This is a genomic window from Streptomyces sp. NPDC060184 (assembly GCF_042728795.1).
Classification (GTDB): Bacteria; Actinomycetota; Actinomycetes; order Streptomycetales; family Streptomycetaceae; genus Streptomyces.
The window spans coordinates 75381-95577 of the sequence record NZ_JBHWYX010000020.1; the positions used below are offsets into that span (position 1 = coordinate 75381).

Below are 20197 nucleotides of genomic sequence, written 5' to 3' on the forward strand. Positions count from 1 at the left end.
CCTCTCCCCTGCCGGCCCCCGTGCGGGCCGGCACCGTGTCGCTGTGCCTCGTCACCTGGAGGTGATGTCGACGATCTGCCAGACGCCGTCCCGCCGCTGGGCGGTGATGGAGAGCTGGGCGGCGGCCGTGGTGGCGGCCTTGCCCTCGCGCTCGTACACCTGGTCCAGGAAGACCAGCAGGTGGGCGCTGTCGCCGGTGAGCCGGGTGACCCCGGCGCGCACGACGTTGGTGGTGAGCGTCAGCTTCTGGTCGGCCGCCTGCTTCTCGACCTGCCCGAAGAGCGCCGCGTACTGCTGGAGCGCCGCTCCCGCCAGCAGGTGCTGGGCGGAGGCCTTCGTCGCGGTGGTGGTGCCCGGCGCGTACGAGAAGACCGTGGCGAGGGCGCTGCTGACGTCACCGGTGACGCGGTCGGTGGCGGCCGTGTCGGTCAGGGCCCGGTTGACGGTGGCGGGGGTGTCCCGGATCTGCAGGCCGCGCACGAAGAGACCGGTTCCGGCGGCGACCAGCAGGACGACCAGGACGCCCGCCAGGAGGCGCCGCAGGCGGGCCCCCGTACCGGCGGACGACGCCCCGGGCGCACCGCCGTCCTCGACAGGATCGGCCCCGTCCGTGGAGGGGTCCCGCACCGTGGCCGCGTCCTTTTCGCTGGCCGCTTCCTCATCCGTGGCCGCGTCCCGCTCCGTGGCGGTGGGCGCCTCCTCGGAACGTTCCTCCACGTCCTGACCGGTCACGCCCACCGCCGCCGCCTCTCCGCTGCCGCGCTCGTCGCCGTCGTCCTCGCCGCCTTCGTACTCGCCGCTGTCGTGCGGGGCCGCCGTGCCCGTCCGCGCCGCGCTCATGTGGCCGCTCCGACCGGGATCGCGGTGAGCGCCCTGACCTTCCAGCCGTCGGCCGTACGCTCCAGGGCGGCCTCGAACCGTTTGCGTTCGGTGCCGGCCGCTCCGGTGCGCGGGGTGACCTTCACCTCGACGGTGGCGATCAGTGCCGCGGTCCCGACGCGTTCGTCCAGGGCGGTGAGCGCCGCGTCCGTGACCGTGCCCTTGGCGCTGGTACCGGCCTTCCGGAACGCGGCGGCGTCCTTGGCGCGGGTGCTCTTCAGCTGGTCGTGGAGCGGTCCGGCGGTGACGTCCAGCCAGCCGTCGAGCCCGGCGTCGATCTTCGCGGCCTCGGTGCCGTCCATGCTGTTCAGCCGGGCCACTTGGCTCCGGCCCGCGGCCAGGGCGGCGTCCCGGCTCTTGGCGTACGAGACCGAGTCGTCGCCCCGGGCCGCCGCGTACGACCAGCCGCCCAGCGCGCAGACGAGCACGGCGGCGAGGAGGACCGCCCAACCGGTGAGGTTCTTCGCCCGCGCGCTCACGCTCCTCCTCCCAGTCCGAGCAGCCCGGCCATGGTGGTGGACGGGTCCGTGGCGGAGGTGGCGGAGGCGGAGCCGGACGAGAGCGCCCCGGGCAGGAGCGTGTCCGCCGCGGAGCCGGTCAGGGTCGTCACCGGCTTCACCGGGTCGGGGACCGCGCCGCCCTTCGGGGCGTTGGCCGGGCCCCGGACCTCGATGCCGGTGCCGGGGGACGCGGTGCAGCGCGCCTTGGTGTTGACCGCGGGTCCCGGGGTGGTGTCGAGGCCGTTGCGGTGGACGGTGTCGCCGTACCCGGCGGTGCAGGGCAGCGGTTCGAAGAAGGTGACGGCCATGCCGAACCGTGCCCCGTCCTCGTCCACCACGCTGGCTCCGGCGGCGGCCACGGCGGGCAGCTTCACCAGCAGTTCCTCGATGCCGCGCTGGCGGGTGACGGCGACTTCGGAGGTGGTGAGCAGGTTGGCGACCACCACACCGAAGCCCGGGTCCAGATCGCGCATGAGCGCGCTGAGCTGGGTCGCGGCGCCGGGGGTGGCGGCGATCAGCCTGCGCAGGTCGCTGTCGGAGCCCTTGAGTTCGGCGGCCAGGTCCTTCGCCCCGTCGGCGAAGCCCTTGAGCGCGTCGCCCTGTTCGGCCTGGGTGCGCAGGACCGTCTCGCCGTCCTGCATCAGCTTGATGTTGGCGGGGAGCGCCTTGTCGGCGGCGTCGACGAACTCGCTGCCGGTGTCCAGCAGGACCTGGAGGTCCTCGCCCCGGCCGGCCAGTGCGGTGCCGAACTCGTCGACCACGGTGCGCAGCGATTCCAGGTCCACCGAGGAGGCCAGGTCGTTGACGCTGACGAGTACGTCGGTGGGGGGCGCGGGGATGGTGGTGTCGGCCTGGTCGATCACCGAACCGTTGCCGAGGAACGGGCCGGTGGAGCGGGTGGGGCGCAGGTCGACGTACTCTTCGCCGACCGCCGAGAGGTTGGCGACGACCGCGGTGAGGCTGTCGGGGATGGGCGGGGAGTCGTTGTCGATGCGCAGTTCGGCCTCGACACCGTCGTCGGTGAGCTCGATGGGGCCGACCCGGCCCACCGAGACGCCCCGGTAGGTGACGTCCGAGTGGGTGAAGAGCCCGCCGGTCTGCGGCAGTTGGACCGTGACGGTGTAGTAGTCGCGCAGTCCGACCCAGTGGCCGAGGCCGGCGTAGCGGACGCCGAGGAAGGCGAGGACGAGCACCGAGATCACGAGGAAGGCGATGTTCTTGAGGCGGATGGCCGTGGTGATCATCGGCTGCTCCCTGCGCTCGAAGCGGTCACCGAGGGAAGCGGCAGGGGCAGGGAGGCGAGGGACGCCGTCTCCGCCGCCGGGGTCTTCGGGGTGGCCGTCGCGTTCGGGTCGTACGGCGGGATGATCCGGGTGCCGGGGGCGGCGGTCATGTCCAGGTAGACGTTGAGGTAGTCGCCCTTGACGCCGCGGAGGATCTCGTCGGTGAACGGGTAGGTGGCGAGCACCTGGAGGGAGTCGGGCAGCGCGTCGCCGGAGTCGGCGAGCGCCTTGAGGGTGGGCGCGAGGGCCTTGAGATCGGCGATCATGTCGGCCTTGCTCTTGTTGATCGTGTCGACGGCGACGGTGGACAGGGTGTCGAGCGAGCTCAGCATGGTCAGCAGCTGGCCGCGCTGCTCCTCCAGGACCTTGAGGCCGGGGCTGAGGCCGGTGAGGACGGTGCCGACGTCCTGCTTGCGGGTGGCGAGGGTGGCGGCGAGCCGGTTGACGCCGTCGAGGGCCTGGGTGATGTCCTCCTTGTGGGCGTCCAGGTCGGTGACGAGGGTGTCGACCCGCTGGAGCATCGACCGGATCTCCGGCTGCTGTCCGGTGAGCGCCTTGTTCAGCTCGGTGGTGATGGTCTTGAGCTGGCTGACCCCGCCGCCGTTGAGGAGCAGGGAGAGCGCGCCGAGGACCTCTTCGACCTCCGGGTTGCGGTTGGTGCGGTCGAGCGGGATGCGGTCGCCGTCCGCGAGGGCACCCTCGGCCCTGCCTTCGGCGGGCGGGGAGAGCTGGACGAACTTCTCGCCGAGAAGGCTGGACTGTTCGAGGTGGGCGAGGGCGTTGGCGGGGAGGTCGACGTTCCCGTTGATCCGCATGGTGACCTTCGCGGTCCAGCCGTCCCGGCCGAGCGCGATGTCGGTCACCCGGCCCACCGCCACGTCGTTGACCTTGACGGAGGACTGGGGGGCGAGGCTGAGCACGTCGGCGAACTCGGCGGTGACCTCGTACGGGTGGTCGCCGAGGTCGGCGCCGCCGGGCAGCGGGAGCTGCTCGATCCCGTTGAACGACGGGGCGTCGACCTGGGTGACCACGAGGACGAGGGCGACGCCCACCGCGGCCACTCCGGCCGCCCCGGCGATCACCCGTCCCCTGGGTCGGTACGCGGCCCTGCTCATCGGCCGGCCTCCTTCTCTTCGGTACCGGACGTGTCGGTACCGGACCGGTCGGTGCCGGTGGCCGTCTTCTCGGGCGTGCCGTAGACGGTGCCGACGGCGGGGAGCGGCAGGACGGGCAGTTCCGCCTGGCGGGTGGCGTCCACCGCGGCGAGTCCGCTCAGGGTGACGGCGCCGCCGCTGCCGGATGCCGTGGTACCGGTCGCGGGGGCGCCGGACGAGGGCTGGTCGGGGAAGTAGCCGCCCATGCTCAGCTCGTTGAGGTTGGCCCGTCCGTCCAGGGTGCGGTTGACGGGGTCGTACGCGTTGACGAGGTTGCCGGCCGTGAGCGGGAGGGTGTCCAGGGACTCGGCGAGCGAGGCCCGTTGGTCGACGAGGACCTGGGTGAGCGGGACGAGCGCGTCGACGTTGGTCTTGAGCGATTCGCGGTTGTCCTCGATGAAGGTCTTCACCTGGCCGAGGGCGGTGGCGAGTTCGGACAGGGCGGCGCTCAGGTTCTCCTTGTCCTCGGCGAGGAAGCCGGTGACGGAGTTCAACTGCTGCTCCGCCGAGCGGACTTCGCCGTCGTTGTCCTTGAGCATGGTGGTGAAGGACTGGAGGTAGGACAGGGTGTCGAAGAGGTCCGTGCTGCTCTTGTCCAGGGTCTTCGTCGCCTTGCCGAACTCCTCGATGGAGTCGCCGATGGCCTTGCCGTTGCCGTCGAGGTTCTTGGCCCCGGTGTCGAGGAGCCGGGCCAGCGCCCCGTTCGCGTTGGCGCCGTCCGGGCCGAGCGCGGTGGAGAGTTCGGTGATGGAGGCGTAGAGCTGGTCGACCTCGACGGGTGCGGCGTTGCCCTCTGCGGGGAGCACCGCTCCGTCGGGGAGGGTGGCGCCGCCGGTGTAGGCGGGCGCGAGCTGGATGTACCGGTCGGCGACGAGGCTGGGGGCGACGAGCACCGCGTGCGCCCCTTCGGGGACATGGACGTCCTTGTCGACGCGGAGGGTGACCCGGACCTGTTCGCCACGCGGTTCGACGGCGGTGACGCTGCCCACCTTGACGCCGAGGATGCGCAGGTCGGAGCCCGCGTAGACGCCGGTGGCGCGGTCGAAGTACGCGGTGACGGTGGTGGTGCCCTCCTGGTCGAGGGCCATCACGCCGGAGGTCGCCGCGACGGCCACGACCGCGAGTCCCGCGCCGATGCCGATGACGCGCGTGAGTCTCATCTTCAGCTGCCCCCTTCCTGTTTGGGCGGCATGCATCCGGTGGCCGGGGTCGCGTCGGCCGGCAGGTAGTTCCTGGGCACGACCCCGCAGACGTAGGTGTCGAGCCAGCGGCCGTTGCCGAGGGTGTTGCCGACGAGCCGGTTGTAGTCGCCGGCCATCGAAAGGACCTTGTCGAGGCTGTCCTCGTTCTTCACCAGGACGGCGGTGACCCTGCCGAGCGCGTCCAGGGTGGGCTTCAGCTGCTTGTTGTTGTCCCGCACGACGCCGGTGAGCTGGATGCCGAGGTTCTTGGTGCCGGTGAGCAGCTGGTGGATGGAGTCCCGGCGGGCCTGGATCTCGCCGAGCAGGAGGTTCCCGTCCTTCAGCAGCGTCTCGAAGGAGCTCTCCTTGGTGGAGAGGGTCCGGGTGAGCTGCTTGCTCGCCTTGAGCAGGGTGGCGAGTTCGGCGTCGCGCGCGGAGACCGTACGGGAGAGCGCGGAGAGGCCCTCGGCGGCGCTGCGGACGTGGGCCGGGGAGTCCTTGAAGGTGTCGGAGATCGCGTCGAAGCTCGCGGCGAGCTGGTCGGTGTCGATCTCGTCGAAGGTCTCGCCGAGTCCGTCGAACGCCTGGGTGACGTCGTACGGGGAGGTGGTGCGGTCGGCCCCGATGCGGCGGGACGGGTCCTGGGAGGTGGTGCCCAGCGGGTCGACGGCGAGGTACTTGTCGCCGAGGAGGGTCTTGATGGCGATGCCGACGGTGCTGGAGTCCCCGATCCAGGCGTCCTTCACCCGGAAGGTGACCTTGACCTTGGCGCCGTCGAGCGCGACACCGGTGACCTCGCCGACCTTCACGCCCGCGATGCGGACCTCGTCGCCGTCGGAGAGCCCGGCGGACTCGGAGAAGTCGGCGGTGTAGGTCGTGCCGCCGCCGACGAGGGGCAGCGCGTCGGCGTGGAAGGCCGCGAACCCGACGAGGCCGAGGACGACGAGCCCGGCGACCGAGACGGCGACGGGGTTGCGTTCCCTGATGGGGGTGATGTTCACGCCGTGCACCTCGGTTCGGTGATCGCGATGCCGGTGGGCGGGGTGCTGCCGTCGCTGGTGGTGACCCCGGAGACCTTGGCCTCGCAGAGGTAGAGGTTCATCCACGACCCGTAGGAGGTGAGGCGGGTGATCGCTTCCATCTTGGCCGGGGTCTTCGCCAGGAAGTTCTCGATCTCCGGTGTGGCGTCGGCGAGTTGGCCGGAGAGCCGGCCGACCTGCTTGATGCTGTCCTTGAGGGGTGCCCGTCCGTCCTCGAAGAGGTCGGCGGTGACGGTGGTGAGGGCGCCCATCGCGGTGACCGCCTCACCGAGCGGCTTGCGGTCCCCGGCGAATCCGGTGACCAGCTGCTGGAGCGTGTCGACCAGTTCGGTGAACCCCGCCTCGCGGTCGTTGACGGTCTTCAGCACCTCGTTGAGGTTCTTGATCACCTCGCCGATGACCTCGTCCTTGGCGGCGACGGTCGTGGTGAGCGAGCCGACGTGGCTGAGGATGCTGTCGACCGTGCCGCCCTCGCCCTGGAGCACCTGGACGATGGAGCCGGCCAGCTCGTTGACGTCGGGCGGCGAGAGGCCCTCGAAGAGCGGCTGGAAGCCGTTGAAGAGCTGGGTCAGGTCGAGCGCGGGGGTGGTGCGGGCGAGCGGGATGGTGGCCCCGGCCGCGAAGCTCCGGCCGACGGGTCCGGCGCCCTGGTCGAGGTCGATGTAGCGCTGGCCCACCATGTTGAGGTACTTGATGGACGCGGTGACCGAGGCGGGGAGCGTACGCCCCTTGCGTACGGCGAACCGGACTTCGGCGACCCGGCGGTCGGCGAGGCCGATGGACTCGACCTGGCCGACCTTGACCCCGGCGATGCGGACGCTGTCGCCGACGACGAGCCCGGTGGCGTCGGTGAACCGGGCCTTGTACGACGTGGTGTCTCCCACACCGGTGTTGGCGATGGAGAGGGCGAGCACGGTGGTCGCCAGGGTCGTCACCAGGACGAAGACGATCGATTTCGTGAGGGGTCCCGCGAGGGAGCGGCGCTTCACTTGAGCTTCACCTCCGCACCGCGGAAGGCCGGACCGATGAGCACGCTGCTCCAGTCGGGCAGGTCCTGCGGCTGGACTTTCAGTGTGGGAGCGACGAGTTCGTTGACGAGCGCGCTCTCCTCGGGGGAGTTGGCGACGCCGAGGGAGCGTTCACCGGCGGCAGCGGCGTCGGAGCCGGTGCGCTCGCCCGCCGCGGAGCCGGCGCCGGTGTCCGTGCCGCTGTCCGCCGCCACCAGGGTCTCGGCGGTGGGCGCGGCGGCGCCCAGGTACGGAACGGTGTAGCAGTGCGGGCCGCCGGTGGCCGTGTAGCTCGGGGTGTCGCGCCCGGCGACGTACTTCCCCTTGGACGGGACGGTCTTGAGGGTGACGTGGAAGCCGGGCTGGTCGGTGCCCTTGCCGAGCGCCTTGTCCATGGCGGGCACCATGCCGGCCATGGTGCGAAGGGTGCAGGGGTACTCGTCGGCGTACTCCGCGAGGAGTTCGAGGGTGGGACGGCCGGAGGCGGAGAGCCGGATGAGGTTGTCCTTGTTCTTCCGCAGGAAGGCGGTGACGTCCCTCGCGGAGGCGGTCGTCGTCCCGTACAGGCCCGCGAGTTCGGCCTGCTCGTCGGCGATGGTGCCGCTGGTGGTGGTGAAGTCGGTGAGCGCGTCGACGACGTCGGGGGCCGCGTCCGCGTAGACCGAGCTGACCTTCACCAGCTCCTGGATGTCCCGGTTGAGCGTGGGGAGTTGGGGATTGAGCTTCTTCAGGTGGGCGTCCAGGGCGACGAGGGTGTCGCCGAGCTTGTCGCCGCGCCCTTCGAGCGCCTGGGAGACGGCCGTGAGGGTGGCGGAGAGCTTCTCCGGCTTCACGGCGGTGAGCAGCGGCAGGACGTTGTCGAGTACCTGCTCCAGCTCGATGGCGTTGCTGGAGCGGTCCTGCGGGATGACCGCCCCGGCGCGCAGCGGCTCTCCGGAGGACACCTGCGGTGGCACGAGGGCCACGAACCGCTCGCCGAAGAGGGTGGTGGGCAGCATCTGGGCGGTGACATCGGCGGGGACCTGGCTCAGCTTGTCCGGGTCGATGGCGAGAGTGAGCCGTGCCCCGTCGCCATCCGCCGCGATGGAGCGGACCTGGCCGACGACGACGCCGCGCAGCTTCACGTCGGCGTTGTCGTGCATCTCGTTGCCGACCGAGCCGGTGCGTACGGTCACGGTGGCGTCGTCCTGGAAGTCCTTCTGGTACACCGAGACCGAGACCCACACCAGCACGGCGGGCACCAGCAGGAAGGTGACCCCGGCGGCTCTGCGGCCTACCGTCCGCGCGTTCATCAGCCGGCCACCTTCACGGTCGTCGTGGCGCCCCAGATGGCGAGCGAGAGGAAGAAGTCGGTGACGCTGATCAGCACGATCGCGTTGCGCACCGAGCGGCCCACCGCGATGCCGACCCCTGCGGGGCCGCCTTCGGCGCGGAAGCCGTAGTAGCAGTGGGCGAGGATCACCAGGACGCTGAAGATCAGCACCTTGAGGACGGAGAGCAGCACGTCGTCCGGGGAGAGGAAGAGGTTGAAGTAGTGGTCGTAGGTGCCCTCGGACTGGCCGTTGAAGAGGACGGTGACGTACCGGGAGGCGACGTACGAGGAGAGCAGCCCGATCGCGTAGAGCGGGATGATGGCGACGACTCCCGCGATGATCCGGGTGGTGACGAGGTAGGGCATCGAGCGGACGCCCATCGCCTCCAGCGCGTCGACCTCCTCGTTGATCCGCATCGCGCCGAGCTGGGCGGTGAAGCCGGCGCCGACGGTCGCGGAGAGTGCGAGTCCGGCCACCAGGGGCGCGATCTCACGGGTGTTGAAGTAGGCGGAGATGAAGCCGGTGAAGGCGGAGGTGCCGATCTGGTTCAGGGCCGCGTACCCCTGGAGGCCGACGACGGTCCCGGTGAAGAGCGTCATGGCGATCATCACGCCGATGGTTCCGCCGATGACCCCGAGACCGCCGCTGCCGAAGGCGACCTCGGCGAGGAGGCGCTGCACCTCTTTGGTGTAGCGGCGCAGGGTGCGCGGGATCCATATCAAAGCCCGCACGTAGAAGTTGAGTTGGTCGCCGGAGCGGTCGAGCCAGCTGAGCATGGACATCGGTCAGCTCCCCTTCGCGGGGACGATCTGGAGGTAGACCGCCGTGAGGACCATGTTCACGAAGAACAGCAGCATGAAGGTGATGACGACGGACTGGTTCACCGCGTCACCGACGCCCTTGGGGCCGCCGCGCGGGTTGAGGCCGCGGTAGGCGGCGACGATCCCGGCGAGGAAGCCGAAGACGAGGGCCTTGAACTCGCTGATCCACAGGTCGGGGAGCTGGGCGAGCGCGGAGAAGCTGGCGAGGTAGGCGCCGGGGGTGCCGTCCTGCATGATCACGTTGAAGAAGTAGCCGCCGAGGGTGCCGACGACCGAGACCAGGCCGTTGAGGAGCAGGGCGACGAACATGGTGGCGAGCACGCGCGGGACGACGAGGCGCTGTACGGGCGAGACGCCCATGACCTCCATCGCGTCGAGCTCCTCGCGGATCTTGCGGGAGCCGAGGTCGGCGCAGATCGCGCTGCCGCCGGCGCCCGCGATGAGCAGCGCGACGATGAGCGGGCTGGCCTGCTGGATGACCGCGAGGACGCTGGCGCCGCCGGTGAAGGACTGGGCGCCGAGCTGCTGGGTGAGCGAGCCGACCTGGAGGGCGATGACCGCGCCGAACGGGATGGAGACGAGCGCGGCGGGCAGGATGGTGACGCTGGCGATGAACCAGAACTGCTCGATGAACTCCCGCGCCTGGAAGGGGCGTCGGAAGACGGCCCGGGTCACCGCGATCCCGAGGGCGAAGAGCTTGCCGGTCTCCCGCAGCGGTGCGAGCAGCCGCGCGGGCTGCCTCCGCACGGGCTGCGGGGACGGTACGGATGCGGGCGGCGGCTTCTGCGGCGGTTCGGCCGGCCGCACCGGTATCTCGGCGGTCACGGGCGCGCACCGCCGGTGGGCGCGGTCTGGCTGCGCAGGATGGCGTGCTGGGCGGCGACCGGCAGCTGGTGCATCATCGCGGCGACCCGCTCGCGGCGGCGCAGGGCGCCCTGCCGTACGGGCATCCCGGGCGAGGGTTCGAGCTGCGGGACGACGCCGCGCGGGCCCTGGCCCGCGTGGCCGCCGGGGCCGTGGCCGTCGGAGGCCTCCGCGGCGAGCAGGGCGGCGTCCTTCTCCTCGGACATGCCGATGGGCCCCTCGCGGCGGCCGGAGAGGAACTGGGAGACCACCGGCAGGTCGCTGGTGAGCAGCACCTCGCGCGGGCCGAAGGTGACGAGGTTGCGGGAGAAGAGCATCCCCATGTTGTCGGGGACGGTGGCCGCGATGTCCAGGTTGTGGGTGACGATCAGCATCGTCGCGTCGATCTGCGCGTTGAGGTCGATCAGGAGCTGCGAGAGGTAGGCGGTGCGCACCGGGTCGAGGCCGGAGTCCGGCTCGTCGCAGAGGATGATCTGCGGGTCCAGGACCAGGGCGCGCGCGAGGCCGGCCCGCTTGCGCATGCCGCCCGAGATCTCCCCGGGCAGCTTGCCCTCCGCCCCGAGGAGGCCGACGATGTCGATGCGCTCCATGACGATGCGACGGATCTCGGATTCCGTCTTGCGCGTGTGCTCGCGCAGCGGGAAGGCGATGTTGTCGAAGAGGGACATCGAGCCGAACAGGGCGCCGTCCTGGAACATGAGCCCGAAGAGCTTGCGGGTCTCGTAGATGTCCCGCTCGGGGCTGTTCACCATGTCGACACCGTTGATGAGGACGCGTCCCCGTTCGGGCTTGAGGAGCCCGATGATGGATTTCAGGAACACGGTCTTCCCGGTGCCGGACGGCCCGAGCATGACGCTGACCTCACCGGCGGGAAGCGTGAGTGAAACATCCTGCCAGATGTTCTGTCTGCCGAAAGACTTGGTAAGGCCTTCGACGACGACTTCGATTCCCATCCCACCTCCTGCATGCACTCACGAAGTGACAGAAATGCGCCGAGGGGCGCACGTTAAGTTCACGGACGCCACGAGGACAAGCCCTCGAACAGTCAAGAGGCCAAAGATCGGCACACTTGTCATCGAGTGACAAAACCCGGTGGCAATCTTGTTCCTTGCTGCGTACTCACCACGGACGGCGCAGGCGGGGAATCCCCGCCCCGGGGAGCCGGGGTCGAGGTGCCCCCGAGGGGCGGGAGTCCGGGCCGCAGGGGGTGGCGGGGCGGCGGGCTCCCGGGAGGGAAGGACGGTGCGGCGGGCCGCTCCGTCTTTCCGATCCCGCACGTGAAGGCGGAGACCCGCACACTTCGCCGGGTGCTCACGGGGCGAGGCTACGGGCGAGTAACCTGGCAGGCAATACACGTCGTCCAAGTTTTCCCGGCCAAACCTACGGCCCCGTATTTCTGCGCGAGAAGTGAGCAGTCCGGCCGTCAGAACTGTTCACGGGTGACAATTTCCCCCTCGCCCGGCCCGCCCTCCGGCCGCATCCCCGCACGTCACACCCGCCCTGCGCGGTATGCGCCGGCCGGGCGACCCGCACAAACGGAAACCCGGGCTCCGCATTTCCCGGGACACGCTGTCCGCTCACCATCTGACAAGAATGGCCGGATAAGCACTCACCCGGGCACGAGAACAAGGCCGCCTTCGAGGATTGTCAAACGCCGCCATTGTGCACCGGTGTGACCCGCCAGTAACGTCACGGCTCGGTGATAAGAGCGGAGCCACTCGGGAGCAGATCCCACCGATTCACCGCTCATTTCACCGTAGCGATTCTCGTCGCCGCCGGAGCCGCTTCCCTCGGCGGACGCACCGCCCGTTCTCGGCGCCCGTTCCGGGGCGCTTTCCGAGCAACTCCGCGCATGCCGCCGCCCGTACGGCGGCTGCCGTCAAAGGGGATGACATGAGAGCCACTTCGAACCGGACGCGCATGGGACTGCTGGCCGGCCTCACCGCGCTGGGCGCCTTCGCGTCCATGGGATCCGCCACCGCCGCCACGACCCTCAACGGCAACTGGGCGTCCTTCACGCGGTGCCCGGTGGACTCGGCCGCCATGCTGGCCGCCGACGGCGCCACCGACACCGCGGTCTGCGTCTCCTCGCACTCCGCGAGCGGCACCATCAAGCTCGGCAACACGGTGGTCCCGTTCGGCGCGAGCGACCTCCAGCTCGGCGTGGTGACCCACCCCAACAACACGTCGACGGCGGTCTCGCCGGCCGGGGGCGCGCTGGTCGCCGCACCCGCCGACATCCCCGGAGGCCTCCTCGGGCTGATGTGCCCGAGCGACATCTTCGTCATCACCGGCATCTGCAACAGCCTCGCCGACGTCAACCTCAACCGGGTGACGGCGACCATCGAGTCCGTCAACAACCCCTCGGACTTCCAGCTCCTGGCCGGCCTCGGCACCACCACACCGATCATCACCCTGCCCGTCCGCATCCACCTGACCAACCCGCTGCTGGGCGACAACTGCTACATCGGCAGCTCGTCCGCCCCGATCCTGCTGCGCCCGAAGAACGCGACGCTGCCCACGATCGGCTCCTCCCAGTTCAACGGGGACGGCTCCGACAACCCCGAGGGCGTGCTGGGCCGCATCAGCCTCACGGGCGCCACCCAGTCGGACACCACCTTCGCCGCCCCCGGCGCCAGCGGTTGCGGTCTCGGGCTGCTCAACTGGGCCGTCAACCTCAAGACGGGCCTGCCCGCCGCGTCCGGCACCAACAGCGTGACGCTGAACAACGCGCAGACGAGCGTCGTCACCATCAACGACCCGGGCTCCGCCGCTCCGAACGCGGGCAAGGACCTCTCCCGGTACTGGCACTCGGCCGTGAAGTAGGGTCCTTCGTCCTGATCGGGCCGGGCCTGGTCAGGACAGCCCTGCCCCTCCCGCACGGCCGTACGACAGTGGGGCCACCCCCGATTCGGGGGTGGCCCCACTGTCGTACGTGTCCTCCCGTCACACGAGCTGGATGGTCTGGTGCGGGGTGACGGCGTAGTCGGCGTCGAAATCGGTCGGATCGCCCGCCTGAAGCAGGCCCAGGCAGTTGGCGGCGCTCACCGTCATGGTGGAGCCGTCGACGACCAGGTCTCCGGTGTCGTTCTCGTAGTGGCCGGTCAGACTGCCCCCGAAATTCGCCGTGCAGCCGGTTCCCGTCATGCGGAAGGCCAGCCCGCTCACGGAGACGCCGACCCAGGTGGGCCGGCCTGGCACGGCCCCGGTCACGGTGAGCGGCCGGGCGCCCGACGTCAGGGTGACGCTGTAGGCGATGCCGGCGAGCGTGCAGCCGCTGAACGCCACGGAGCTCACCGTTCCGACCACGCTTCCGACGGGCGCCGGTACGAAGGATCCGGCCACGTCGGTCGCGGAGCAGTAGAACGACATCGCGGGCCAAGCCCAGGTCGCGGGTACGCCGTGTCCCGAGAAAGCGCCCCCCGGAGTCACCGCGTAGGAGGCGGAAGAGGCCGCCGACCCGGATGTCGTCGTCAGTGCCATCGCCGCAGACAGCGCGGCCACGAACATGCCTGCGTTCATCCTGCGTCTTCTCATGGTGCGGTTCTCCTCAGGGGATCAGCCGACGACGGGCGTGGGGCTTCCGGGCAGCCCGGGGAGCAGCGGCGGGCAGTTCCAGTACTCCGGGTCCGCGTCCGGGACGCACATGTTGGCCTGGTTCATCGCGATGGTGTTTCCCGGCCCGGAGATCGACGCGGTGAACAACGCGTCCAGATCCTCACCGCCGGTACCGCAACCGGAGAACGCGGGAATGTCCAGTGTTCCGTTGAGCGCACCGCCCATGAGCACGTTCAGGTAGCGCGGCTCCTTCGTGAAATCACCGCGGAGTACCACCTTGTACGGCTTCGAGGTCCGGCAGTCGGATCCCACGTCGAGGGGGACACCGTTCACCTTCACGTCGTGCAACCTCATCGACTGGGTGAAGGAGGCCACCGCGAAGTTGCTCATCATCTCCCCGACCGGCATCACCGAGCCGGTGGAGATGGTCATGGGTCCGGTATCGAACGACACCTTGGCGGAGACGGGCTGGAAGCCGAACGCGAGGAACGTCGATTCGGCATCGGGAAGGTCGATGCGGGCGGTCGAGTCGAGCTGTACGTAGTAGCCGCCCTCCGCCGTCGGCATCCGGACGGTGGTCCGTCTGTTGGCGGTCGCGGTGATCATTCCCGGCTTCTTCTCAGGATCATTGATGATCATGGATCCGTTGAGCTTCTTGACGGTCGCCAACCCCGCCGCGTACCCACAGACCTTCTGAGGGAACGGCGAGTTCATCACGATCGGTGGCGCGCCCGCCGGCATCGGGTCGACGTCGCTCGTGTCCAGGTCCCCCAGGGGCATGTCCGCGGGGCAGAAGGCCGACCCGTCCACGGGAGGCTCCACCGGGGGCTCCTCCCCGGGGTCGCCCGGGTCTTCCCCACCGCCCTCCCCGGGGTCGGTCTCCCCGCCCGGGTCCGGCGTCTCCGGCGTGCCCGCGTCGGGTACCTGGACCGTCGTCAGCAGGCCCGCCTCCCCCTCGGAGCGGTCACAGGTCAGGGTCACCGGTTCGGCCGGCGTCTCCTCGCCCTCAGGGGCCGGGACGCCCAGTCCGAGGGTCAACCGCCCTGCCGTCAGGGTGACGTCCCCGGCCGCGCTGACGGTGACCGAGGGGACCTCGCCCGTGTGCGCGAGCCGGACCTTCCCGTTCTCGTCGCCGGCCAGCGGCGTGGCGGGCGCGACGAACTGGGCCCACTGCGCCTGGGCCGTCTGGTCGTTCTGCACGACGTCCACGTCGAGCGTCGCGGTGCTGACGACCTCGGTGGCCCCCTCCGGCAACAGCGGGGCAAGGTCGGCGGCCTCGAAGTCGGCCGTCATGCTCACGCCCGCGGGTGACATCGGCACGTCCACCTCGCCGGTGGCCGGAAACGTCCCCCGCACCTCCAACGGCACCTGGACCGTTCCCGAGGGCAGATCGCAGTCGTACGTCACCACGGCACTGGCGTCCACGTCGTCGGCCGCCGACCCCGGACCGCTCAGCAGTCCGGCGATGGTGGCGACGGCCGCGACGGACGCCAGACGTACGGATCGCCGCGAGGCGGTCGCCGAGGTCTTCTCGCTCATCCTGGCCCTGTCTTTCGCTGGGAGTGTGGAATGCTGCCCGCTCCGGAGCGGTCCTCGCCCGCCGGACATCGCCGGCCGATCGCAGAACGCACGATCCGGACCGACGGTGGCAGGGTCGCTGCTCACCGTCGGCCCGGAGGCTCATGTGCCGTGGGAGTACTAGGAGATCACCGGGTGGGTGTTCACCAGGTAGTTCCCCGTGAAGGCAGCCGCGTCGTTGACGTTGATGAGGCCGAGGCAGTTCGCGGCCGTGGCCTTGAGCGTGCCGGTGCCGTTCAGGCCCAGCACCCAGGTGGTGTTGTTGTAGGTGCCGTTGACCGTGCCCGCGAAGGTCGCGGTGCAGCCGACGCCGGCGATCTTCGCCGAGACGTTGCTGACGTTGCCGGTCACGATGCTGCCGCTCTTGGACGTGGCGTTGATGTTCCACGGCGTGACGTTCATCGTCACGGTGAAGCTCAGCCCCGCCAGGTTGCAGCCGGTGAAGTTGATCGTGCCGATGGTGCCGACCGTGTTGGTGGTGCTCGACGCCAGGTTGCCGGTCGCGGTGCTGGACGTGCAGATGAGCGTGGCGAGCGGGACGCTCAGCGTCGGGCTGGACGCGGTGGCGGAGTAGGCGCCGGACGGGGTGACCGTCCACGGTGCCTGGACACCGGCCGAGGCGGACGAGACGGTCATGCCGAGGGCGGCGCCACCGGCGGCGAGGACGACGGCGGCTCTGCGGGCAAGGGTGTTCACGATGGATTCCCTTCGGGGGAGAGTATCCCGATCCGGACATACTCGTCCGCGGAAAGAGGCGGTAATCCGGGGGGACAAGGGTGGTGTGAAGTGGCGGCCCGCCCTGACGGGCCGCTCGACCGCTTGCGTTCGCCGATGACGCTACGGGCGGGTAACGTGCCTCCGCAACAGCCTTGCTGAAGAAATTCCGGAAGAGTGTTTTTCGGCCGGTCTTTTATTGGTCGGCGAGCAAGCGCCGACGGCGTGCCGCCCGGTTCTTGTCGCGAAGTGAGCAATCGTGCGGTCCGCGAGATCGTGTAACCAGCGCCCACCGGCCCGTCCCGGACCCCGGTTGCTCACAACTTCCCATGTCAGAGCGGGATACCGGTCAGCGGGAGGCACGACCTGATGGCGCCTCGGCGCGGCGCACCCGTGAGCGATGATTGATGATTGATCGGTCCGGACCGCCGCGCGGACGGAATTCGTACGGGCCGCCGAAGAATGCGGGCCGGCGCCTTCGGATCTCTCCCGTTCGGGTAAAGCACCGCGGAATTGCGGCTCGTGTGCGCTATCACGCGGGCGGTGGTGGCATTCCCGCGCGGAGTCGAGTCCGAGCCCTTCCGGGAAGAGGACTGACGGATTCCGGGCCACCCGTGGCTCAAAGTCGCCACCGGCATAGTCACTCCGCGTACTTCCCGTCGTCGCACCGGTGTCCACACGCTCGGACGTGCTCTATGTTCAAGATTCCATCGGGTAAGCACCTGGCGGCACGTGGGAGCGCTCTCCCCCTGCTCGCCGCCGTCGGGGCACGGGAGAGCTAGGGGTAAAGCAACATGCCGGCAGTCTCGCAGCCCTCGGACCTCGGGGAACCTCTGGGACCACTGCCCCAGGAGTTCGCCGCGATCGTCCGCCCCGAACTCCCGAGCCTCATCCGCGAGATAGGCCTGGAGGTCACCCGCGCCTACCCGGAGTACGCGCGGCTCCTCGACAGCCCGCACGGCGAGGGCATCCGGGTCGGCCTGGAACAGAGCATCTCCGTCTTCGTCGAACAGGTGGCGCGACCGTCCGCGCCCACCCCGCTGCGGGACGAGATGTGCCGGCGCTTCGGCCGGTTCGAGGCGTACGAGGGCAGGGGGCTCGACCAGCTCCAGGGGGCCTACCGCCTCGGTGCCCGTATCGCCTTACGCAGGGCGAAGAAGGTGGGGCGCCGCTACAACCTCTCCCCCACCATGATGCTGACCTTCGCGGACGCCCTGTTCACCTATGTCGACGAGCTCGAATCCCTCTCCCGCGAGGGGTACTTGGAAGTCCGGGCCGCCACCGACGACCACACCGAGACGCTCCGCCGCCGCCTGCTGCACCTGATCCTCACCGGCCGCCCGGCCCCCCGCAGCGCGATCGCCGAACTCTGCGAGCAGACGGGCTGGACCATGCCGGAGGAGGTGACCCTGGTCGCCCTGCGCCCCTCCCCCGACCTGGGGCGTCTCGCGCTGGACCGCGACGTACTGGCCGACCTGACGGACCCTCAGCCCAACATGCTCATCCCGGGCCCGATCGACGACGCGCGAAGACGCATGCTCGACCACGCGCTGCTGGGCGCGCACGCGGCGGTCGGCCTGACCGTGCCGCCGTCCCACGCCCCGGACTCGATCCGCTGGGCCCGCAGGCTCCTTGAGCTGGTGGACACGCAAGTGATCGACGACGCCCCGCTGGTGCTGGCCGAGGACCACCTCATCACCCTGTGGCTGCTCTCCGACACGGCCCTGCTGGACCAGTTGTCGAAGCGGGAGCTGGCCCCGGTCTCCGCCCTCAGCGCCACCCGCCGGGAGCGGCTGATCGAGACGCTGCGCATCTGGCTCGACACCCGGGGCACCGCGGCGCACATGGGCGAACTGCTCGACGTCCACCCGCAGACGGTCCGTTACCGGATGCGGAGCCTGGAGTCCCTGTTCGGCGAGCAACTGGTCGACCCCGAGAGCCGTTTCTCCACCGAGGCCGTCCTGCGGGCGCTCCGCCTCCGCTCCCGCGGCGGCGAGGGCACCCCACGGCGGTGACAACCACCACAAACCGCGCGACGAGTCAAATTACCCCTGAGTAAGGGGAAATAGCCGGTCAGTCCCAAACGGTTGCGGCAACAGAGCGGTTCCGGCGAGAAACCCGGACCCGCGTGCCGTACACAGGAGACGCGGGATGCCCTTCGGGGCGACCACGACCGTAGCGCCTCCTGCCGACCGACCGAGAGGGAACCCCCATGCCCGCCTCACACCTCCTCGTACCCGTTCCGATTCCGGACAGCGTCGCGGCGCTGATCGGCGCCTGCGTCCCGGCACACGTGCTGCAGGCCGAGTTCGACGCCGACTGCGCGGCGCGCGAGGTCCGCAGGTTCCGCGGCCCGCTGCTGGGCGTCGAGGACCAGGCCGACCGCGAACAGGCACTCGAAGACCTGGCGCGCGCCAACAAGGTGCTCGCCGCTCACCATCCGGGGCTGACGGTCCGTCCGGGCCCCTGGCGCTGACGACCGCCCGCGCCCGCGCGCACGGACACCCACCTGCCGACGGCGGCTTGCGAACCCCACACGGACGGCCTTACCTTACTCAAAAGTAAGTTTACTCCGGAGTAAGGATTTGGCGTGGCCGACCACAGCAGCGGCGAGCTCACCGAGGAGCTGTCACGGCTCGACTTCTCGGCCGTCTCGCCCGAGGAGTTCGCCCGCATCGTCAAGGGGCTGTCCGTCAAGCAGCTCGGCGAGGTGATGCACGGCGAACTCCGGACACGGATACTCCACGCGGTCTTCGACCGGATGCGGCAGCAGTTCCGGCCGGACGCGGCCGGGGAGCTCAAGGCCCTGATCCGCTGGAAGATCACCGGTGAGCCCGAGGAGGTCTGGGAGACGGCCATCGCCGACGGCAACTGTTCGGTCACACACGGCCGTTCGGCGGCCGAACCGCGCACCACGCTGGTGGTGGGCGACGCCGAGTTCCTCAAGCTGGTCTCCGGCAACGGTAATCCGGTCACCATGTTCATGATGCGCAAACTGAAGATCGCCGGGGACGTCGGTCTGGCCGCGGGCCTCACCCGCTACTTCGACATCCCGAAGGCGTGATCCGATGAGCTTCTTCTCCCTCGCCCTGACCGAGGAACAGCGGGATCTGCGCGACTGGGTGCACGGCTTCGCCGCCGAGGTGGTGCGCCCCGCGGCGGCCGAGTGGGACGCCCGGGAGGAGACTCCCTGGCCCGTCATCCGGGAGGCCGCGCGGATCGGGCTGTACGGATTCGAGTCGCTCGCCGACATGTACGGGGACCCGACCGGCCTCTCCCTCCAGATCGCCAACGAGGAGCTCTTCTGGGGCGACGCGGGCATCGGCATGGCCCTCTTCGGCACCTCGCTCGCGGTCGCCGGGATCTTCGCCTCCGGCACCCCCGACCAGCTCGCCGAGTGGGTCCCGCAGTGCTACGGCGACGAGGACGACCCGAAGGTGGCCGCCTTCGCCGTCTCCGAACCGCAGGCAGGCTCCGACGTCTCGGCGATGCGCACCCGGGCGCGGTACGACGGGGCCAAGGACGAGTGGGTGCTCTCCGGCCAGAAGGCGTGGATCACCAACGGCGGGATCGCCGAGATCCACGTCGTCGTCGCCTCCGTCGAACCGGGGCTCGGCGCCCGGGGTCAGGCCGCCTTCATCGTGCCGCCCGGCACCCCCGGACTGGAGGCGGGCCGCACGGTCAAGAAGCTCGGCCTGCGTGCCTCGCACACCGCCGACCTGTTCCTGGACGACGTACGGGTGCCGGGCCACTGCCTGCTCGGGGGCAAGGAAAAGCTGGACGCCCGCCTCGCCCGCGCCCGCGAGGGCGACGCGGCCCGTAAACCGTCCAGGGGCCAGGCGGCGATGGCGACCTTCGAGGTCAGCCGCCCCACCGTCGGCGCCCAGGCGCTCGGCATCGCGCGCGCCGCGTACGAATACGCCCTGGAGTACGCCGGTCAGCGGGAGGCGTTCGGCCGCCCCGTCGTGGAGAACCAGTCGATCGCGTTCGCGCTGGCCGACATCCGTACCGAGATCGAGGCGGTACGGCTGCTGATCTGGCAGGCCGCGTGGATGGCCCGCAACGACCGGGCCTTCGATGCCGGACAGGGCTCCATGTCGAAGCTGCGCGCGGGCGAACTCGCGGTCGCCGCCACGGAGAAGGCCGTACAGATCCTGGGCGGCGCGGGCTACAGCCGGGAGCACCCGGTGGAGCGGATGTACCGGGACGCGAAGATCTACACCATCTTCGAGGGCACCAGCGAGATCCAGCGGCTGGTGATCGCCCGTGCCATCACCGGGCGGCACATCCGCTGACCGACCGGGC

Annotated in this window: 19 protein-coding genes; 5 read left to right on the forward strand and 14 right to left on the reverse strand. The window is 70.1% G+C overall.

Features of this window, described 5'->3' with window-relative positions:
- Positions 1 to 51 precede the first annotated feature (51 nt).
- From ACFWEE_RS15790 to ACFWEE_RS15840, 11 genes are all read right to left on the reverse strand, one after another.
- Positions 52 to 717 (reverse strand): hypothetical protein, encoded by a 666-nt coding sequence (locus tag ACFWEE_RS15790; protein ID WP_386889553.1) that lies wholly within the window; start codon positions 715 to 717, stop codon positions 52 to 54.
- Positions 718 to 836: 119 nt separating this feature from the next.
- The gene (locus ACFWEE_RS15795) at positions 837 to 1358 is read right to left on the reverse strand and encodes a hypothetical protein (protein ID WP_386889483.1); all 522 of its coding nucleotides are present in this window, start codon (positions 1356 to 1358) and stop codon (positions 837 to 839) included.
- On the reverse strand, positions 1355 to 2623 hold the full coding sequence (locus ACFWEE_RS15800) for an MCE family protein (RefSeq protein ID WP_386889485.1): 1269 nt from the start codon (positions 2621 to 2623) through the stop codon (positions 1355 to 1357). The genes ACFWEE_RS15795 and ACFWEE_RS15800 overlap by 4 nt, the downstream gene beginning before the upstream one ends.
- Complete coding sequence (locus ACFWEE_RS15805; RefSeq protein ID WP_386889487.1) at positions 2620 to 3777, reverse strand: MCE family protein; 1158 nt, start codon at positions 3775 to 3777, stop codon at positions 2620 to 2622. Before ACFWEE_RS15805 ends, ACFWEE_RS15800 begins: the two co-directional genes overlap by 4 nt.
- A complete protein-coding gene (locus ACFWEE_RS15810; protein WP_386889488.1) occupies positions 3774 to 4976 on the reverse strand; it encodes an MCE family protein in 1203 nt (400 codons plus the stop codon). Before ACFWEE_RS15810 ends, ACFWEE_RS15805 begins: the two co-directional genes overlap by 4 nt.
- Positions 4977 to 4978: 2 nt before the next feature.
- Positions 4979 to 5998, reverse strand: coding sequence for an MCE family protein (locus ACFWEE_RS15815; protein ID WP_386889490.1), 1020 nt, complete (start codon positions 5996 to 5998; stop codon positions 4979 to 4981).
- Positions 5995 to 7026: an MCE family protein gene (locus tag ACFWEE_RS15820; RefSeq protein ID WP_386889492.1), complete on the reverse strand. Its 1032-nt coding sequence runs from the start codon at positions 7024 to 7026 to the stop codon at positions 5995 to 5997. The genes ACFWEE_RS15815 and ACFWEE_RS15820 overlap by 4 nt, the downstream gene beginning before the upstream one ends.
- Positions 7023 to 8336 (reverse strand): MCE family protein, encoded by a 1314-nt coding sequence (locus ACFWEE_RS15825; RefSeq protein WP_386889493.1) that lies wholly within the window; start codon positions 8334 to 8336, stop codon positions 7023 to 7025. Before ACFWEE_RS15825 ends, ACFWEE_RS15820 begins: the two co-directional genes overlap by 4 nt.
- Positions 8336 to 9139: an ABC transporter permease gene (locus ACFWEE_RS15830; protein ID WP_327179132.1), complete on the reverse strand. Its 804-nt coding sequence runs from the start codon at positions 9137 to 9139 to the stop codon at positions 8336 to 8338. Before ACFWEE_RS15830 ends, ACFWEE_RS15825 begins: the two co-directional genes overlap by 1 nt.
- 3 nt (positions 9140 to 9142) lie before the next feature.
- Positions 9143 to 10003, reverse strand: a complete 861-nt coding sequence (locus ACFWEE_RS15835) for an MlaE family ABC transporter permease (RefSeq protein ID WP_386889495.1) — start codon at positions 10001 to 10003, stop codon at positions 9143 to 9145.
- Positions 10000 to 10995, reverse strand: a complete 996-nt coding sequence (locus tag ACFWEE_RS15840; protein ID WP_386889497.1) for an ABC transporter ATP-binding protein — start codon at positions 10993 to 10995, stop codon at positions 10000 to 10002. The genes ACFWEE_RS15835 and ACFWEE_RS15840 overlap by 4 nt, the downstream gene beginning before the upstream one ends.
- Positions 10996 to 11935: 940 nt before the next feature.
- Here ACFWEE_RS15840 and ACFWEE_RS15845 point away from each other — a divergent pair.
- Positions 11936 to 12868 (forward strand): hypothetical protein, encoded by a 933-nt coding sequence (locus ACFWEE_RS15845; protein ID WP_386889499.1) that lies wholly within the window; start codon positions 11936 to 11938, stop codon positions 12866 to 12868.
- Between the two features lie 120 nt (positions 12869 to 12988).
- Here the strand turns inward: ACFWEE_RS15845 and ACFWEE_RS15850 are convergent, their stop codons facing one another.
- The 3 genes from ACFWEE_RS15850 to ACFWEE_RS15860 form a co-directional block, all read right to left on the reverse strand.
- Positions 12989 to 13579, reverse strand: coding sequence for a hypothetical protein (locus tag ACFWEE_RS15850; protein ID WP_386889501.1), 591 nt, complete (start codon positions 13577 to 13579; stop codon positions 12989 to 12991).
- A gap of 21 nt (positions 13580 to 13600) precedes the next feature.
- Complete coding sequence (locus ACFWEE_RS15855) at positions 13601 to 15139, reverse strand: DUF6801 domain-containing protein (RefSeq protein ID WP_386889503.1); 1539 nt, start codon at positions 15137 to 15139, stop codon at positions 13601 to 13603.
- A gap of 159 nt (positions 15140 to 15298) precedes the next feature.
- Positions 15299 to 15874 carry a hypothetical protein gene (locus tag ACFWEE_RS15860; RefSeq protein ID WP_386889505.1) on the reverse strand — a complete coding sequence of 192 codons (576 nt, stop codon included), beginning with the start codon at positions 15872 to 15874 and terminating at the stop codon, positions 15299 to 15301.
- An 812-nt stretch (positions 15875 to 16686) separates the two neighbouring features.
- Between ACFWEE_RS15860 and ACFWEE_RS15865 the strand changes: the two genes are divergently transcribed.
- The 4 genes from ACFWEE_RS15865 to ACFWEE_RS15880 all read left to right on the forward strand — a co-directional run bounded on the left by ACFWEE_RS15865 (position 16687) and on the right by ACFWEE_RS15880 (position 20187).
- Positions 16687 to 17907: a helix-turn-helix domain-containing protein gene (locus tag ACFWEE_RS15865; RefSeq protein ID WP_386889507.1), complete on the forward strand. Its 1221-nt coding sequence runs from the start codon at positions 16687 to 16689 to the stop codon at positions 17905 to 17907.
- Between the two features lie 197 nt (positions 17908 to 18104).
- Positions 18105 to 18368, forward strand: a complete 264-nt coding sequence (locus ACFWEE_RS15870) for a hypothetical protein (RefSeq protein WP_386889508.1) — start codon at positions 18105 to 18107, stop codon at positions 18366 to 18368.
- Positions 18369 to 18482: 114 nt separating this feature from the next.
- Positions 18483 to 18956 (forward strand): SCP2 sterol-binding domain-containing protein, encoded by a 474-nt coding sequence (locus ACFWEE_RS15875; protein ID WP_386889510.1) that lies wholly within the window; start codon positions 18483 to 18485, stop codon positions 18954 to 18956.
- A gap of 4 nt (positions 18957 to 18960) precedes the next feature.
- Entirely contained in the window at positions 18961 to 20187 is a 1227-nt protein-coding gene (locus ACFWEE_RS15880; protein WP_386889512.1) for an acyl-CoA dehydrogenase family protein, read from the forward strand.
- Positions 20188 to 20197 lie beyond the last annotated feature (10 nt).

What these genes read in the sequence shown, in the direction of transcription:
- ACFWEE_RS15800 (WP_386889485.1), bottom strand. Translation starts at nt 2,623, where the DNA reads ATGATCACCACGGCCATCCGCCTCAAGAACATCGCCTTCCTCGTGATC.
- ACFWEE_RS15805 (WP_386889487.1), bottom strand. Translation starts at nt 3,777, where the DNA reads ATGAGCAGGGCCGCGTACCGACCCAGGGGACGGGTGATCGCCGGGGCG.
- ACFWEE_RS15810 (WP_386889488.1), bottom strand. Translation starts at nt 4,976, where the DNA reads ATGAGACTCACGCGCGTCATCGGCATCGGCGCGGGACTCGCGGTCGTG.
- ACFWEE_RS15825 (WP_386889493.1), bottom strand. Translation starts at nt 8,336, where the DNA reads ATGAACGCGCGGACGGTAGGCCGCAGAGCCGCCGGGGTCACCTTCCTG.
- ACFWEE_RS15830 (WP_327179132.1), bottom strand. Translation starts at nt 9,139, where the DNA reads ATGTCCATGCTCAGCTGGCTCGACCGCTCCGGCGACCAACTCAACTTC.
- ACFWEE_RS15840 (WP_386889497.1), bottom strand. Translation starts at nt 10,995, where the DNA reads ATGGGAATCGAAGTCGTCGTCGAAGGCCTTACCAAGTCTTTCGGCAGA.
- ACFWEE_RS15845 (WP_386889499.1), top strand. Translation starts at nt 11,936, where the DNA reads ATGAGAGCCACTTCGAACCGGACGCGCATGGGACTGCTGGCCGGCCTC.
- ACFWEE_RS15850 (WP_386889501.1), bottom strand. Translation starts at nt 13,579, where the DNA reads ATGAGAAGACGCAGGATGAACGCAGGCATGTTCGTGGCCGCGCTGTCT.
- ACFWEE_RS15855 (WP_386889503.1), bottom strand. Translation starts at nt 15,139, where the DNA reads ATGAGCGAGAAGACCTCGGCGACCGCCTCGCGGCGATCCGTACGTCTG.
- ACFWEE_RS15865 (WP_386889507.1), top strand. Translation starts at nt 16,687, where the DNA reads ATGCCGGCAGTCTCGCAGCCCTCGGACCTCGGGGAACCTCTGGGACCA.
- ACFWEE_RS15870 (WP_386889508.1), top strand. Translation starts at nt 18,105, where the DNA reads ATGCCCGCCTCACACCTCCTCGTACCCGTTCCGATTCCGGACAGCGTC.
- ACFWEE_RS15880 (WP_386889512.1), top strand. Translation starts at nt 18,961, where the DNA reads ATGAGCTTCTTCTCCCTCGCCCTGACCGAGGAACAGCGGGATCTGCGC.